This window comes from Phocoenobacter atlanticus subsp. cyclopteri (assembly GCF_018343795.1).
Lineage (GTDB): Bacteria > Pseudomonadota > Gammaproteobacteria > Enterobacterales > Pasteurellaceae > Phocoenobacter > Phocoenobacter atlanticus.
The window spans coordinates 994,288-1,010,229 of the sequence record NZ_CP074346.1 but is presented as its reverse complement, the minus strand read 5'-3'; the positions used below and the strand labels follow the sequence as shown (position 1 = coordinate 1,010,229).

Annotated in this window: 15 protein-coding genes; 3 read left to right on the top strand and 12 right to left on the bottom strand. The window is 38.1% G+C overall.

Annotated elements, in window-relative coordinates; genetic code table 11:
- Positions 1–6: 6 nt before the first annotated feature.
- The 3 genes from aroC to KGI96_RS04740 are packed head-to-tail and all read left to right on the top strand — an operon-like array spanning position 7 to position 3,822.
- A complete protein-coding gene (gene aroC, locus KGI96_RS04750) occupies positions 7–1,089 on the top strand; it encodes a chorismate synthase (RefSeq protein WP_211599318.1) in 1,083 nt (360 codons plus the stop codon).
- A gap of 23 nt (positions 1,090–1,112) precedes the next feature.
- Positions 1,113–1,919, top strand: a complete 807-nt coding sequence (gene mepA, locus KGI96_RS04745; protein ID WP_211599319.1) for a penicillin-insensitive murein endopeptidase — start codon at positions 1,113–1,115, stop codon at positions 1,917–1,919.
- A 13-nt stretch (positions 1,920–1,932) separates the two neighbouring features.
- The gene (locus KGI96_RS04740) at positions 1,933–3,822 is read left to right on the top strand and encodes a DNA topoisomerase III (protein WP_211599325.1); all 1,890 of its coding nucleotides are present in this window, start codon (positions 1,933–1,935) and stop codon (positions 3,820–3,822) included.
- 236 nt (positions 3,823–4,058) lie between these two features.
- On the opposite strand, the gene KGI96_RS04735 is transcribed toward KGI96_RS04740, so the two are convergent.
- The 12 genes from KGI96_RS04735 to KGI96_RS04680 all read right to left on the bottom strand — a co-directional run bounded on the left by KGI96_RS04735 (position 4,059) and on the right by KGI96_RS04680 (position 15,922).
- The gene (locus KGI96_RS04735) at positions 4,059–4,427 is read right to left on the bottom strand and encodes a hypothetical protein (RefSeq protein WP_211599320.1); all 369 of its coding nucleotides are present in this window, start codon (positions 4,425–4,427) and stop codon (positions 4,059–4,061) included.
- Positions 4,428–4,490: 63 nt separating this feature from the next.
- Positions 4,491–4,667 (bottom strand): hypothetical protein, encoded by a 177-nt coding sequence (locus tag KGI96_RS04730; RefSeq protein WP_211599321.1) that lies wholly within the window; start codon positions 4,665–4,667, stop codon positions 4,491–4,493.
- 14 nt (positions 4,668–4,681) lie between these two features.
- A complete protein-coding gene (locus tag KGI96_RS04725; protein ID WP_213156569.1) occupies positions 4,682–8,872 on the bottom strand; it encodes a TipJ family phage tail tip protein in 4,191 nt (1,396 codons plus the stop codon).
- 11 nt (positions 8,873–8,883) lie between these two features.
- Entirely contained in the window at positions 8,884–9,495 is a 612-nt protein-coding gene (locus KGI96_RS04720; protein WP_229577229.1) for a tail assembly protein, read from the bottom strand.
- A complete protein-coding gene (locus KGI96_RS04715) occupies positions 9,438–10,202 on the bottom strand; it encodes a C40 family peptidase (RefSeq protein WP_211598962.1) in 765 nt (254 codons plus the stop codon). Before KGI96_RS04715 ends, KGI96_RS04720 begins: the two co-directional genes overlap by 58 nt.
- A gap of 2 nt (positions 10,203–10,204) precedes the next feature.
- Positions 10,205–10,939: a phage minor tail protein L gene (locus KGI96_RS04710; protein ID WP_211598960.1), complete on the bottom strand. Its 735-nt coding sequence runs from the start codon at positions 10,937–10,939 to the stop codon at positions 10,205–10,207.
- Complete coding sequence (locus tag KGI96_RS04705; protein ID WP_211598958.1) at positions 10,939–11,271, bottom strand: phage tail protein; 333 nt, start codon at positions 11,269–11,271, stop codon at positions 10,939–10,941. Before KGI96_RS04705 ends, KGI96_RS04710 begins: the two co-directional genes overlap by 1 nt.
- 3 nt (positions 11,272–11,274) lie before the next feature.
- Positions 11,275–14,607, bottom strand: coding sequence for a tape measure protein (locus KGI96_RS04700; protein WP_213156568.1), 3,333 nt, complete (start codon positions 14,605–14,607; stop codon positions 11,275–11,277).
- Positions 14,608–14,672: 65 nt separating this feature from the next.
- Positions 14,673–14,951, bottom strand: a complete 279-nt coding sequence (locus KGI96_RS04695; protein WP_211598954.1) for a hypothetical protein — start codon at positions 14,949–14,951, stop codon at positions 14,673–14,675.
- An 18-nt stretch (positions 14,952–14,969) separates the two neighbouring features.
- Entirely contained in the window at positions 14,970–15,404 is a 435-nt protein-coding gene (locus KGI96_RS04690; protein ID WP_211598970.1) for a type II toxin-antitoxin system HicB family antitoxin, read from the bottom strand.
- 28 nt (positions 15,405–15,432) lie between these two features.
- The gene (locus tag KGI96_RS04685; protein ID WP_211598952.1) at positions 15,433–15,618 is read right to left on the bottom strand and encodes a type II toxin-antitoxin system HicA family toxin; all 186 of its coding nucleotides are present in this window, start codon (positions 15,616–15,618) and stop codon (positions 15,433–15,435) included.
- Between the two features lie 70 nt (positions 15,619–15,688).
- Positions 15,689–15,922: a phage tail assembly protein T gene (locus tag KGI96_RS04680; RefSeq protein ID WP_211598950.1), complete on the bottom strand. Its 234-nt coding sequence runs from the start codon at positions 15,920–15,922 to the stop codon at positions 15,689–15,691.
- Positions 15,923–15,942 lie beyond the last annotated feature (20 nt).

The window sequence follows — 15,942 nt, the reverse complement described above, 5'->3', positions numbered from 1 at the left end:
GGAATTATGGCAGGTAATAGCATTGGAACTTTGTTCAAAGTAACGACTTTTGGTGAATCTCACGGTGAAGCATTGGGTTGTATTGTAGATGGCGTACCGCCCAATATGGCATTGTGTGAGGCTGATTTACAGGTTGATTTAGATCGTCGCAGACCGAAAGGTTCACGCTATACGACACCTCGAAACGAAGAGGATAAAGTACAAATTTTATCAGGTGTTTTTGAGGGGAAAACTACAGGTACCAGCATTGGGTTAATAATTAAAAATAGCGACCAACGTTCACAAGATTACGCCAATATTAAAGACCGTTTTCGTCCTAATCACGCCGATTACACTTATCAACATAAATACGGCATTCGTGATTATCGTGGTGGTGGACGTTCTTCAGCTCGTGAAACTGCAATGCGAGTGGCGGCTGGCGGGATAGCAAAAAAATATCTCAAAGAGCAGTTTGGTATTGAAGTAAGAGGTTTTTTGTCTCAAATGGGATCAGTGAAAGTTAATCCGCAATCTGTGGCAGATATTGAGAAAATTGATTGGGAAAAAGTGAATAGCAATCCATTTTTCAGCCCTGATGAAAATATAATTAGTGAGTTTGAACAGCAAATTCGCTCTCTCAAAAAAGAAGGGAATTCTATTGGTGCGAAGGTAACGGTGATTGCAGAAAATATTCCAGTAGGTTTAGGTGAGCCAGTGTTTGATCGTTTAGATGCTGATCTTGCCCACGCATTGATGTCGATCAATGCCGTAAAAGGAGTAGAAATTGGTGATGGTTTTGATGTGGTTGAGCAAACAGGTACCCAACATCGTGATGAAATTACCCCACAAGGATTTAAATCTAATCATACAGGTGGAATTTTAGGTGGGATAAGTTCAGGGCAACCAATTGTTGCTCATATTGCCTTAAAACCGACTTCAAGCATTGCTATTTCGGGAGATACCGTAAATTTAGATAATCAGCCTGTTGAAATAGTGACGAAAGGTCGCCACGATCCTTGTGTGGGGATTCGTGCTGTCCCCATTGCAGAAGCAATGACAGCGATAGTATTGTTAGACCATTTATTACGTTTTAAAGCACAGTGTAGATAACAAAGTCGATAATAGGAAATTAAATGAAATTATTAAAAATATTTGCCATTACAATGGCAGTGATCACCTCCGTGAATGCGAGTGACTGGGAAAAAATAACATCACCAGTACAAGGTAAAATGCAATCTATCGGAAGTTATTCTAATGGTTGCATTATTGGTGCCACTCCTCTAGCCTTAAAAGGGCAGGGTTACCAAGTTATTCGTTCTTATAAAAATCGTTTTTATGGACATAAAAACTTAGTCAATTTTATTCAGCGGTTAGGCAAAAATGCAAAACAAGAAGGGCTATCAACTGTTTTAGTGGGTGATATGGGAATGCCTGCAGGAGGACGATTTTCTTCAGGACACGCAAGTCATCAAACAGGGTTAGATGCAGATATTTGGTTACGTTTTGGTGCATTGAGTGATAAAGAAGCCCAACATCCAACTGCAACCGTAATGGTAACAGGAAAGCAAGTAAATAGTAATTGGACTGAAAATCAAGCAAGCTTAATTCGTCTTGCAGCACAAGACAGTAATGTCGCAAGAATTTTTGTGAATCCTGCAATTAAAGTAAAACTGTGTCAAACCGCAAAAGGTGATCGTTCGTGGTTACGTAAAATTCGCCCTTGGTTTGGACACACGGCACATATGCACGTACGTTTAACTTGTCCTGAAAATTCAAAAGATTTTAAAAATCAATCAGTTATACCCGCAGGAGAAGGTTGTGATGCAACGCTTTACTCGTGGTTTAAACCACGAAAACCGTCTAAGCACAAAAAGAAAAGAGCATTACCAACACCACCATTTCAGTGTCAAATGGTATTATCTTCAAAAGGTTTAAATTAGTTTTTATTTGATGATGCGTTTATTTATAGCAGAAAAACCTAGCCTTGCACGAGCCATTGCTGATGTCTTGCCTAAGCCTCATAAAAGAGGTGATGGCTTTATTACGTGTGGAGAAAATGATGTGGTTACTTGGTGTATCGGTCACTTGTTGGAGCAGGCTGAACCTGATGCTTATGATGAACGCTATAAAAAATGGCGAATGGAACATTTGCCGATCATTCCTCAAAAATGGCAATGGTTTCCTAAAAAAAATACCGTAAAACAGTTTAAAGTGGTAGAAAGGCTAGTAAAAAAAGCGGATATTTTGGTTAACGCAGGTGACCCTGATAGAGAAGGGCAATTATTAGTTGATGAAATTTTTGGCTATATGAATTTATCTGCTGAAAAACGCTCACAAATTCAACGCTGTTTAGTGAGTGATCTTAACCCAAGTGCGGTGAAGAAAGCCGTAGAAAAATTGCAAAATAATACTCACTTCATACCGCTATCAACTTCAGCATTGGCACGTGCTAGAGCGGATTGGCTTTATGGTATTAATATGACACGAGCTTATACCCTTCAAGGGCAACGATCAGGTTATAAAGGAGTATTGTCAGTTGGACGAGTACAAACCCCTGTATTGGGTTTGATTGTGCGACGTGATTTAGAAATTGAAAATTTCGTACCAAAAGACTATTTTGAAGTGCTAGCTCACGTGATAGTACCTGAGACTCAAGAATGTTTTACCGCACAATGGAAACCAAGTAAAGCCTGTGAAGATTATCAAGATGAGGAAGGACGAGTGCTTTCTCTTGGATTAGCTGAAAACGTAGTAAAACGTATTGCCAATCAGCCTGCCATAGTAACGGATTATCAAAATAAACTTGAAAAAGAAACCGCACCTTTACCTTATTCCCTTTCTGTATTGCAAATTGAAGCAGCACGCCGTTTTGGTCTTTCTGCTCAATCCGTACTTGATATTTGTCAAAAGTTGTATGAAACCCATAAATTGATTACTTACCCTCGTTCTGATAACCGTTATTTACCAAAAGAGCATTATGGTGATCGTTTTAAAGTGACTAATGCGATTTCACAACATCTGACTGAATACCAAAATTTACCAGAAATAGTTGATTTAGAAATTAAAAATCGTTGTTGGAATGATAAAAAAGTAGAAGCTCACCACGCTATTATTCCAACGGCTCGTACGGGTAATGTTCGTTTAACTGAAAATGAAAAACAGGTTTATCAGCTTATTGCTCGACAATACTTAATGCAATTTTGCCCTGAGGCAGAATATCGCAAAGCAAAAATTACGTTAGAAATTGCAGGCGGTATTTTTATTGCTCAAGAACGAAATTTAGTGGTAGCAGGTTGGAAAGCACTGCAAGGAAAAGAAGACAACAATGAAATCAATGAAAATACGTTACCTATAGTTAAAAAATCACAAGTATTACATTGTGAAAAAGGCGAAGTTTTAAGTAAGAAGACAACACCGCCACGCTATTTTTCTGATGCCACCTTACTTTCAGCAATGACGGGTATCGCACGTTTTGTACAAGATAAAGAGTTAAAAAAAATCTTACGAGAAACGGATGGTTTAGGCACAGAAGCAACCAGAGCAGGGATCATTGAATTATTGTTTAAACGTGGTTTTTTAACCAAAAAAGGCAGACAAATTCACAGCACAGAAGCAGGACGAATTTTAATTCAAGCCTTACCAGAAGTGGCAACTATTCCTGATATGACTGCATATTGGGAAATGCAACTAAACGGAATAAGTAAAAAACAGACCACTTATCAAAATTTTATGTCTGATCTTACGCAAAAATTACCTCATTTATTGAACAGCCCAAATCAACAAATTTTGCAAAATTTAAGTAAAATCACACCGCGTACTAAACCAAAATATAGAACTAAATAGTCACTTTCTCGCTCTCCCTTGCAACTGGAAGATGTGTAATCAGTTTCTTCCTATATTTGTGAAGAAAGAAAAAATAAAAAAAACGGCAATCTATAAAAGACTGCCGTTTTTTTATATGGTGCCTGAGCGAACACTTAACAAAACTATTCATACGCCACAAATAAAGGACTTCTGGTTTGTTTGCCCTTGCACATACTACCAAGAGTACTACTAAAGTTTAATTTCATAAATCATAGTCACTTGCCTTTAGCTTTTGCCTCGCTGTCTTTAATTTCCCCACCGCTGAACATATACGGATCTATGTACCCGTCGTACTGCTCTTCTTCAGGAACTTGCTGATAATCAGCTGGCACATCTTGAGTTAAATTCTTCAATAGCCAATCAACTAAACCCTCGTTTTCTGGCGGTGTCGTATTAATACTAAGCTGTTTTGGGTCACCTATAGGCGCCTTACCTCGCTTTTTCGTCTTCGAAGAAATATAACTTGTGACAGTGGCAGTCGTCAAGTTATTTACGAAGTCGATACCCACATAAGTTACTTCGTGATAATTCACGTCAGCCCCTGTTGTCTGGTCTTCAATAGTTTTTTCGATATATTTTGTCATAATGACTCCTTATTTTAGTTAAAAAAAACCGCATTTAAAATGCGGTTGTCTATGAGATGAAATTTAATTATGCCCACCAGAACCAATGCAATTCTTTCCTGGCGCTTGCTCCACCGGAGCAAGTTGATAACAGAAAACAGGTTTAGTCGTGTAATCCTGTTTCGTATTTTTTTGTGTTGAGCAAGCAGTTAATGTAACAACTGAACCCAAGATTAATATACTTAATATTACTTTTTTCATAGTTTACTCCTCATTTAGATTAATGCACTTCCAGAAGTGCTTGTGTGGATGCAAAAACACGTAAATATAAGCTCATCGAAGTTTACATCCGAAAAACTATATACAGCAGTTACAGGCGTATTTACCGGAATAACCGCTACATTACCAATCTTACTAACAGATGGTGAATAACTAACACCATCTACTACAGAAGACCTCATCTGTAAATCCGGGTAAAAATAGCGTTCTACGGCACGAGGTTTTATGCTAACTGCAATTTGCATATTGTAAGCTGTTTTTTCGATACTTCTACAAATTTCAACTGGATAATAACCCGTATTTGTTACTCCCCAGCTTGTAGATTGACCTGGGTTTACCTGTTCACACTGGTGTACTGTGTATCTTTTACTTGAAGAGGCTCTCACAACGTACGTTTTTGAATCAAATAAATTCGACCCAATAACATTTTCTGCGTGAACTGAACCCTTAAATACCCCTGTTACACCTTCTAGTCTTGTACCTCGTATTGTTCCACCTGTAATTGTTGTTCCGTTTATTACACCCCCATTTATAGTAGTACCCGTGATAGTAGTACCCGTGATTGTTCCCGCCGTAACATCACCCAAATTTGAACTCAATGCTGATAACTTACTTACATTTAACTTATCAGCAGTTATTGCCCCCGATACTATTTTATCCGCGGAAATAGAATTAGCTGCAAGATGTGAAGTTGTAATACCTCCTTTTGCAATTAGCTGTGGTGCTAATACCGCTTTGTTTTCTTGCACTGTAAACAGCGGTTGTAGTGTTCCGTTTTCACTTGCTGCAACATTAAAGTTATTAGCTAGCACATTTACAGAAGACTCAACAGTTTCACCATCAATAGTGGCACCCAATGTCAGCCCCGCAATTGCTTTACGATTTCCTGCAATTGCTTGTGTTTTGATTGTGTAAGTTGAAGAGAGCTTTTCTGCATTTGTATCAAATTTTGATGGGGTTTCACCATACTCGACTTTAACTAAAGCATAACGACATCTCCCGTACACGAACTCAACAATACCTTGCCGTTTTGTATTGTTGAATGCCGTACCTTTCGGAAAGCTGATAAAATACCTTTTCCAGTCACCCTTAATTAAACCTGTACTCGAATAATGCTTAACCGCTCTATTGCCTGATACAGTGCAAAACCTACACGTCCCTTGAATCGGCTTTGCATAAAAAGACACAACAACAGGCCGCGAGGTCTGTTCTATGTTAAAAAAGAAACCTTGCCAATTTCGAGTTGTCTCATACACAACCCCACCCTTGAATAATTCATTCGTTTTTATTCCAAATCCTGCGTAATTCGGTTTAAAATTTCCTGATGTATCAAATGTAAAAGTTCCTTGAGCTAGATTTTCAGCAGGTGCCTCATCAACTTTAGCAGTTAGTGTCGTTAATTGACTTGCATTCGACTGTTGATTATTAACAACAGTTTGCGAAAGCGTATTAATACTCGCTTTATTAGTATTGACTTGACTAATTAAGGTCTGTCTCGCTTGTGCTTCTGCGTTATCGCCGTTAATACGTGCTTGGCGTTCTTGCTCTAATCCGGTAACAAGATTATTTTTAACTGCAGTTAAGCGTGCTAGTTGTTGTGATTGCTCATTCGTCGCGGTTTCAACATTAGAGATTTTTGTTCCTAACGTTCTAGCTTGAACAAGTAAAGCCTGTTCACGCTTAGTCGCTTCCTCCGTTATTTTACTCGCTAGTGTTCTCTCGCCCGCTTTTCTATGCTCAACTTCATCATTAATTAACGCATCGTAATTAAATTTACCCTTTAATACCTCAATTTCTTCATCGATATCAACAGATGTCTGAGCTTTTAACCCTGCATTTTGATAGAACTCACCGTTATTAATTCCGCGAGTGTGACGTAGCCAATAGTAACGGACTTTATTCGCTCCGACTTCGTGCGAGTACATTTGAGCGGTCACTTTTGCAAGTTTTTTTGCAGTTTTTATATCATCAGTTTCCGATACAAAAATCTCGGTTTCTGTTGTGTCATCAACGTATTGCCACTCAAGAATAACATTTTTTAAGCCCCCAGTGATTTCTACCGCAGTTGGTCTAGGCGGTTTGTTAATAACAAAATCATTGGAACTTTCTTTTAATAGCTGTCCATTTTTGTTTTTAGCATAAATAACAGCGGTATAGTCGCCGTTCGGTAAATTATTTAGTTTTAGCTCCGGTGATTTAAGTCCTTTTCTAAAATCGTATAAATTACCGTCTTTGAGAATTTTAATATCGTAAGTTAATTCTACTCCTGCGGATGAAACATCCGCTTCAATATTTGTTCCACTTCCCACAGAACTAATTGCGATATGTGATATGTTTGGTGTTTTATGTGAAGTAGATACACTTGATGAAAAACTTGCCCCACCATCAACAATAGCTTCTTTTTGTGGTTCGTGTTGCAAGGCTGTTATTGTATAACTTCCATCTTCACCTTCAGCTATCCCCAATGCTCGGAAAAGTTGGGTTTGTACTGTTTGGGTATGTAAAGCCCATACACAATTTTCCTCAAGCCCAATAGGTTCGACATCTAAATGTATGATATGATCATTCTCGCTATCAACACTTAAAACCTTAACACGTTGTAATACTGGATTTTCGCTACCGTAATCAACATAACTAATATAGCTCTCTCCGACAAGTTCTACACTTCTATCTAGTGTTACGGTTCGCTCTTCGATAGCAACTACACGACCACCTAAGTTTAAGTTTGCATAACTGTTATCCGCGACTTCAATAATGTCACCAGGTAAATGTCGAAGCCCCTCACGACCGACAGAGAAAGTAATAGTACATTGTTCTAAGCGGGATGTTTCTAAAATCCATTTGCCATATCTTCTAGCTTGTCCACGACTTGTACACGCAAAAGCAACAATTTTTTTTACATTGTAGCCGTAGCGAGCTATCATTAAATCATCTGCTATATATTCAATTGTTTTTTGGTATCTATTTCTAGCATCCACATATTCTACTTCTACAGCTGTATAAATAGCTTTGAGTGGAACATATCTACGACTAAATTTACCATTGACTACGTTAGCTTGAGTGTATGTACAAACCGGATCTGTAGCTCTGTCTTGGGTAGCCATTAGTTGCGTACCATTCCACGCTACTATTGCTCTAAACACTGAAGCCATATCAGCAAGAACAGAATAAGCATCTCTTTGTGATGTAAGCCACAAGTTAGCCGTCATTCTTGGTTCTTTACCACCGTAACCGTCATCTACAAGCTGGTCACAGTATTGGGCGATTTGGTAAAGTTGGAATTTATCAACTCCATATTCGCCTAATCTCGCACCCAAACCTACCAATTTACTAGTGACTAAATCGTAGAAAACCCAAGCTGGGTTGTTTGTCCAGTCTAATTTAAAATCACCTTTCCATAACCCATTTTCATAAGTTCTTGTATATGGATCATAATTTGCAGGAATTTTTACCAAACGACCTTGCAATAAAAAATTAACATTTGGAAAGTGTGGGTTATAACGAGAATCGGTTTTTATCCCCACAATCGCCATATTTGGGTATGATAATTTTGTGTCTATGATTTCTGTGTAGCTAGACCAAAAAGTCGTATTTTGCAAACGTTGGCTGTTACTGTCTTCTGTAATTCTTTTTACGGTAATAGTAAAAGGACGCTCGGGTAAATTAGTAAGTATATAACTACGAGCAAAACGCGATGATGATTTACCGCTAATCGTAAATGTTGAATAATCCGCATTATTTATTAAAACTTGAAAAGTAACATCCGTGCCGTTTGTATCGCCCTCATCATTTTGTTCAAATAAAGCATTTACGCCCATTGTAAGACGAACACGAGTAATATCTTTATCTATTACTGTGCGAGTAATTGGATGATCTTTTTTTACTTCTACGCCGACATTAACCTCACGCTCTGAACATTCAAAACCATTTAATGGCAATTGGTCTTGTGTACCTAAATTGTACTGAATTTCAGTATTTTTAAAGTTAAAGCTCGCTTCATCATTATCATCAACTCCATCTTCTTTTTGAATTGGGGTATTGTCAAAATAAGTGCTTTTCCATTTGTTTACAGGTCCTTTAATAGGTCCTAAAGAAATTAGTCCGATAGCTCTTAATCTTTGGGATGATTTAAGAGAATCAGGAGCTTCATAGGGAGTATGACCTCCGCCACCACTTTGTCCACCCATAATTTACTTCCTTAAATTTGTTCATCAAAGGTTTCAATTCCTTGCGAAATTAAAACTAAACTTGTCATCATTGTGCCGTATAGCAAGGGGATTGGTCGCCCCTGTGGGGTTATGTTCTTAAGATTAGAAAAAGAAGTGCTTTTTTGCTTTTCTGAATCATCAAACCCCGTTCCCATTTCAGGAGGTTTTGTTAGCAATGATACGGCACCACTCATAATCATCGCGACTCCCATCGTAAATGCTAACGTTGCCCCCGTTTGGGTACCTATATATCCCCATCCAGCAGCACCTCCCACATACCAAGAAGCCGCAACAAGAATGACTCCTACAACAATACTAAAAATACCGCCATTTTTACCCGCCCCCGCAACAACCGGCGTGAAATGAATGGTGGCATTATCATTAAGTTTTATAGCGTTTGGATCTGTTTCTATTTGCTTTTGCGTGAGATACTTATTTTTACCCATTCGTACTTTATAAAAGCCTTTAGATAAATGCTGTCTTAACCCTGGTATTTGGGTAAGTAATCCGCTCATTAATTCTGAAAAGCTATCGACACAAAGCTCTAACGTCTTGTTATCTGCAAATCGTTTAAGATCGCCGTGAAATTTAATTTTTGCCATTCTTTATATCTCCAAATGCTATGCGTACAATCCAACCAAAAGCCATCGTAAGGCACTCGTGCAGATAATCGTCCCTCACTGTGATGAAGCATTAATTGATTCCCTAAATAAATTCCTGCGTGATTTGGCACATCCGCACCAATCTGAACCATCACAATATCACCCAACTGCGGAGTTTCATTATGTGCTAGTTTTTCACACCCAAATCTAATTAGGTTTTCTTCGTATAAATTACTTGTTTCAAACCAGTTAAATTCATACTTAACGTCATCAGGAACATCGATACCTGCTAACATATAACAGTCTAGTAAAATGTTTCTACAATCCTGCTTGTTGTTTTTAAATTGACGACCAAGCAGGGGAGCGATATTTCTAAACTGTTTAATTTCTCCATTGACAACCAACCAAAAATCTAATTGCATTCTTAACTGGCACTCTCTATCCGCCGTTGATAAATAGGGGAGTCCTTTTTCTTCTTCGGTATCCGGGTGAGAGTGAACAAAAGCGACAATTTCACCTTTTTGCTCGGCTTCAATTAAATCTTCTGAGGAAACCTCAAAAAAATTCACAGGGTTATCCGCTATATTTTCACAAGGAAAATAGAGGGTTTCTTCCCCATCAGAAATGACAAAGCCACAACTTTCTTGTGGCTTACATTGTTCTGCGTGGTCTAATATCTTTTTCTTAACGTCATTAGGTATTTTCATTTTTAATTACCGTATTGTGTTGTAGATGGAAATCCACCAAAGGGCAGTGCTACATCGTTTCCAAACCTTAATTTGCACCCTTGAATACAATGACTGCAACGATCTTTTTTAAGGTCTGTTGTGGGTCTATCGTATTCATCTGCCACCGCCTCTCCTGTGTAGCCACATTGAGCTGAGCGATACTGCCAAATACAGACATCAGATGTGATCATTAAGAGTGGTATTCGAGCATTATCAGTTTCGGCGGGCAATGAGAGTTCAAAACTTGCGATTTCATCATCTAAATTTTTTAACTGCTCAACGATATAGTAGCTAGATGTTCCCGCTAAAGGATCTGCTTTCGTGTTCCCCTCTGGAAAATTAACCGCATCTAAAAATTGAGCATAGACTTGATGACGAGTAACTTTTGCTCCAATGCCTTGTCCAAACTCCGAAACAATCGCTGTTACAATTCCATAAAGATTTGAAATCACAAGAGAAGGGCGATTGCTAGGACCTTGCCCCGATACTTCAAACCCCTCTGCTTGTATTGGATAAGCCTGATACTCATTACCTTGCCAAATTAAATTTTTATGCCCCTGCGACAATCCATTGTGAAATCTTAGCAGCTCTCCTTTTTTGGTTGGGTCTAAACTACTATGAATATGTCGTAAATCAATCTCCCAAAGTTCAATTAATGCGTTTTGTTCAAATTTGGGTAATTCTTTTAACATTTTTTCAGGTATTGGCTTTGGCATTAAAGCACCTCCTCAAATTCACAAGCAAACTCAGAATATCGCAACCCTGCCGTTTCTGACCACTTAGCACAAATCACTTTAACTAGTTTACTTTGTGGTCGTTCTTGAAAATAAAACGCCCTTACTCCGCCGTGTTCTGCTAAGAAGTTATCAAAACTATCTTTTTTCTCACTCGGAACTTTAAACGTTAATGAAAACTTTCTTAGCAACGGATTCAATCCGTCAGCGGTTCTTTGTTGATAACCATCTCCGAATTGTATCGCTTTTCGCTTTGGTTCATTACTTACCGAGTAACCTGGCTTAGGACAAAATGGAAACGTTTTAATACCCATAAACTACCTCCTATTATATTGTCCACCACTTCGCACAAACCCATTAACTAACGCATTATGGGTTTCTTGGCGTGCGATTTGCTTCATTAACTCAACTGTAACTTTAATATCATTACCATCCCGTTCTGTTTTAACCGCAGCCTCTGTTGGCTCACCGTTATTAATTACTTTAACAGTTACATTTGGTGATGATGGTTTTAGTTTGTATTTTGGTGTTGGAAGATTTGGTACTCCTACGCCTCCGCCATTAGCAAATCCACGTCGAGGTACTCCATAGTTAAGCTGATCTAAAAAGCCACGACCTAATCTAGACGTGGCTTCTTTTGTTATAACGTATTCACCTCGGTGAACAACCCCCGCAGGTGTGTATTTCCCTCCATCTCCTGTATAGCCTCCCGTCGCAAAACTCATTTGTACAGATTGAATGCTAGATACTATTCGTGCTGTTAATGCAGCGGCTCTTGCATACTGAACCATATTTTGAGGAAATGGTAATTTTGCCGCTTCTGAAAGCGCTAAACCTGCATTAATTGCTGCCTCTGCAATCGCAAATCCCTTTGAGATGGCAAACATTGCTTTATATGCACCCGATTGCTTACCCGCCGCATTCTCCATCACACCTGCCATTGTATCGAAAGCTGAGGACATTAATGCCGAGGATTGAGCATAGGCTTCTTGCTCTTTCTTGGTTCGCTCATTTTTATAGCGATCAATAATATCCTGTCTACGCTTCTGATAATCTTCCTCTGTCATCAATTTTTTATCATTAGCTTCCTGCTGGCGATATAATTCATCTAACAGTGCAAGTTCTTGCGTTTCTTGATTTTTACTTTCCTGATTTGGATCATACATCCCCGCAATTCTGTCCATTGGTGTAACCGCATTCTGTGACATATGCTGAGCATATTGAAACTGTGCATTTTGTCGTGCTATTTGTGCTTCTTTATCAGATAACGCACCTTGCCCTTGTAACTCCTGAATGTTTGCCATTCCATTTTGTAAGTCTAACTCCGCTCTCTTACTAGGTGAGTATTGAGCGGCGAGTTCCAAACGTTTTTTTGCAAAATTTTCTTCAATAGCAAGTTTTGCCTTAGTAGCTTGGTCGTGAGTAACTACACCCTTGCTAATAAACGCACTCAACTTCTTAAAATGCTTGGTTCTTTCTACTTCAATCTGAGCCAAACTTGAGCTGTTTTTATTGACTAAGTTATCATAAAAGGAGATCCAATTATCTTGGCTTTTATTTCCTCTTCCATACTTACTTCTTGATTTTCCTTGCTCTTGAAGATACTTAAGATTTGATTGATATAGCTTTTTATATTCATTACTCTTTTCATCAAATTTGTCACCTAATTTAGATCGTGTTCTTTGTTTCGCTTTTAATTGAATTTCCTTTTTGGTATCGCCGGAGTTACGTGCTTTTAGAATTTCTAAATTTAATTCATTATCTTCAATAGATTTAGCAACCTCAGGATTGAGCGCTTCTTCTACCGCTTTCTTAAACTTAATTGCTTCATTTGTCGCTAAATCAAGTCCTAAAACAAACTGTTGAATGCTGTATCCAATTCCCTTAATATTTCCATCTGCTTTAGGCAGTATTCTATTCCATTCATCAATAGAATACCCGAAAGATTCTACACCTTCTTTAGAAATATCAAGGTACGGGTATAAATCTTTCAATTTATCCGTAATTTGAGTAATTGGCAGTGCGGATGTCGCTGAATCCACAAATTGCATAGTTTGTGCCAATTTGTTTTCGGCAACATTCAGATTATAAGTTGCATTCATCAATGCATATCTTTGTTTTTCTAGCAACTTGGTACTTTTCGCGAAAGCGTGAACTTCACCGGTTAATTCATCGGTAACAGTAATTGTTTTTTGTTCAAATTGTTTCTTTAATTTTTCATATTCTTCCCTAAGATCTTTAATTTGTTTCTTTTGTTCCTCGATGCTCACTTTGGCATCGCCTATTTTTATCTCAAGCTCCACAGAGTTTAGTTTTTCAAGATTTTTAGTAATTTCAGGAATAGTGTCCGCAAACTCTAGTGCTTTTTTTCTTGCTTCCTCAGCTTCTTGATAAACTTCATAAAAGGCCGCAGCAACTCCGCTAATAACAATTGCAGCCGCTCCATAAGGTCCCCCAACAATACCCATTGCTCCGGTCAAAAATCTTGAGCTTGTTGATGTCATTTTTTGTGCAACAGCTAACTTTTGCTGTGCTGTTGCCTCTGCGTGAATAGCCGCGGTTAATTTTCTTTCTTGATTAATAATTTGCTGAGAAAGTGCAAGACGCTCTTTATCCGTGATTGCTAGCTCTTTTTTGAGATGTAGCATACTCATCTCAGCTTGTCGTTGGGATAAAATAGAAGCAGTTCTTTGTTTTTCCGCCTGAGCGGCATTAAATGCTGATAATGCTTGTTTGTCACTTTCTAATCGCCAAGCTCTAGCTTTAGCTATTGTTGCCGCAATGCCTGTGGAAACAAGAATTGCGGCAAGTATTTCTACGTGATCAGCCAAAAAACCAATAGAATTAGCTACCCCAGAGCTTACTCCAATTAATTCATTAGCCTCACCAATATATTCGGTTGTTGCGGTTCTTAAATTTTCAAATGCTGCAGATATTGTTACTACACGCGTAGCAAATTGTTTATCAACGTGACTTTCTACATTCTCGAGACCTTTAACCAAAGTTGCCGTAGTTAATTCACCAGCATTCGCCATCTTACGAAGCTCGCCGATACTTACCCCAAGACCCTTGGCGATCGCCATTAATAACCCCGGTGTTTGCTCTGCTACTGAGTTAAATTCTTGCCCTCGGAATACACCACTCGCTAGTGATTGACCAAGTTGCATTAATGCGGCATCTGAAGCAGCGGCACTTGCTCCTGAAATAGCAACCGCTTTCGATACTGTTGCGGTTAAGCGAGCTACGCGTAATTGACTAATCCCTAATCTATCAGCATTTTGTGCAAATCGTTGATACACTGCGGATGTAGAACTAACACTTTGGTTTGTTTCCATCGATATATCAAAAATAGACTGCATTGACGATGTAACTTGTGCAGAAGTATCATTCACAAGTCGCATTCTGTTTTCAATTTCAGTATAACTATCTGCGTATTCAACCAACCCTCTTGTTAGTTGGGGAACAGCATACCCAAATACTTGAAATTGATTTAACCGATTAATAGAGTTTGCTGCTTTCTCGATGTTATCCAGATAACTTACGGTTTTATCGGAGAAGAGCTTTACTCTTTTCTGTGCATACCCTAGATTTTTTTGGAATTTTGCGTGATCCAAATAAAGCTTAACGTTTAAGTCTCCTACTGAAGCCATCTTTATTTCTCCCAATAAAAAAGCTCACCGAAGTGAGCTTTTTGTTTAACTATAACTAATTTTATTTATTCAAAATCATTTATTCCAAATAATTTATTTGTTTTTTGTTCTTTGGTTAGTGTTGGATCTAACTTGATTTTAATTATCCAACCAATATTTACTAACGCTAATAGTACCCACGCTACAAGACCGTAAGGAAATCCAAAAGTATTTAACCACGATGTAAATGCAACAAAAACTACAATTACTACAGGAATAAGTATTATAAAAGGGTTAATGTCTAGCCACGCTAAAAAACCCATTAGTAAAAAGAGTACAACTCCACCAAAAATTAATGCTCCCATAATATTTCTCCAGTTATCTTATATACGATTACCCAGCTCTTTTTGTGATGCCACCGCTAAAAAGTGACTTCTGTCACGATAGATATCAGAATGACTAACCTTGCTATCTATTCTATCAATTAGATATTGTGGTAAGCTTATATTTAAACGTTTACGATTGCCAAAATATGATGTTAAATCGATATCAATCAACAGCCAAACATCGCAATATTTATAATCTTCCTGTGTTTTATAAAAGTTAAATCCCTTATCTGTAATACTTAATATATCAAAATCATCATCAAGCATTAACTCTAACATTGAATGAACCGCGTCTGTCACTTGCGGTATTATCTCTTCTTCACTATCCGCAGCACTAAAACAACTGTATTCATCATTACAAAGTGCTGGCACCACCATTCCAAATGCCGAATTTTCATCCTTTGGCATTTCAACGCCTATTGTAAATAACATCATAACCTCCACTTTAAGCTCGGCAGAGCTATAAAAGCCCTGCCGATTTTTGAATTGACCTTAATGTTCCAATTGCTACTTCTTTTTTAGGATGTGGTACTACAAATTTCTTTCCAGTTTTAGGCGAATACCAAACTTGATGATCGCCTTTTCCGTGCCTAATAAAATAACAACCTTGTTTTTTAAGGTCTTTGATTAAGTCACGTGAGTGCATATTACCTCCTTGTCTTAATCAACTATCATTATACACACAAATACACACCAATCAAGCTTTTTTCATATTTTTATCTGTTGGCTAAAAACTCGGCACTACCATCATCCTCGTCCTCGTCTTTCTCAAAACCTGATTTATTCCAAAATGGCATAAAGTCTTGTAGCTTTGGAGGTTCCCTTTTGCTGTCTCGGTTTATTAAAGCGAGCAAGTGTGATATTTGAGCGGTTCGATAGTCATCTCTCCATTGTCCGAAAGGTTGCTCTTCGTTATAGAGCAAATACTCATTAAACTCACGCTCTGGCATTTGCTCTATTTCTGTTAATG

Coding starts and splice junctions, on each gene's coding strand:
- KGI96_RS04695 (WP_211598954.1), bottom strand. CDS start 14,951: ATGGGAGCATTAATTTTTGGTGGAGTTGTACTCTTTTTACTAATGGGT.
- KGI96_RS04700 (WP_213156568.1), bottom strand. CDS start 14,607: ATGGCTTCAGTAGGAGACTTAAACGTTAAGCTTTATTTGGATCACGCA.
- mepA (WP_211599319.1), top strand. CDS start 1,113: ATGAAATTATTAAAAATATTTGCCATTACAATGGCAGTGATCACCTCC.
- KGI96_RS04730 (WP_211599321.1), bottom strand. CDS start 4,667: ATGAAAAAAGTAATATTAAGTATATTAATCTTGGGTTCAGTTGTTACA.
- KGI96_RS04685 (WP_211598952.1), bottom strand. CDS start 15,618: ATGCACTCACGTGACTTAATCAAAGACCTTAAAAAACAAGGTTGTTAT.
- KGI96_RS04680 (WP_211598950.1), bottom strand. CDS start 15,922: ATGCCAGAGCGTGAGTTTAATGAGTATTTGCTCTATAACGAAGAGCAA.
- KGI96_RS04735 (WP_211599320.1), bottom strand. CDS start 4,427: ATGACAAAATATATCGAAAAAACTATTGAAGACCAGACAACAGGGGCT.
- KGI96_RS04725 (WP_213156569.1), bottom strand. CDS start 8,872: ATGGGTGGACAAAGTGGTGGCGGAGGTCATACTCCCTATGAAGCTCCT.
- KGI96_RS04715 (WP_211598962.1), bottom strand. CDS start 10,202: ATGAAAATACCTAATGACGTTAAGAAAAAGATATTAGACCACGCAGAA.
- KGI96_RS04720 (WP_229577229.1), bottom strand. CDS start 9,495: ATGGCAAAAATTAAATTTCACGGCGATCTTAAACGATTTGCAGATAAC.
- KGI96_RS04740 (WP_211599325.1), top strand. CDS start 1,933: ATGCGTTTATTTATAGCAGAAAAACCTAGCCTTGCACGAGCCATTGCT.
- KGI96_RS04690 (WP_211598970.1), bottom strand. CDS start 15,404: ATGTTATTTACAATAGGCGTTGAAATGCCAAAGGATGAAAATTCGGCA.
- KGI96_RS04710 (WP_211598960.1), bottom strand. CDS start 10,939: ATGCCAAAGCCAATACCTGAAAAAATGTTAAAAGAATTACCCAAATTT.
- KGI96_RS04705 (WP_211598958.1), bottom strand. CDS start 11,271: ATGGGTATTAAAACGTTTCCATTTTGTCCTAAGCCAGGTTACTCGGTA.
- aroC (WP_211599318.1), top strand. CDS start 7: ATGGCAGGTAATAGCATTGGAACTTTGTTCAAAGTAACGACTTTTGGT.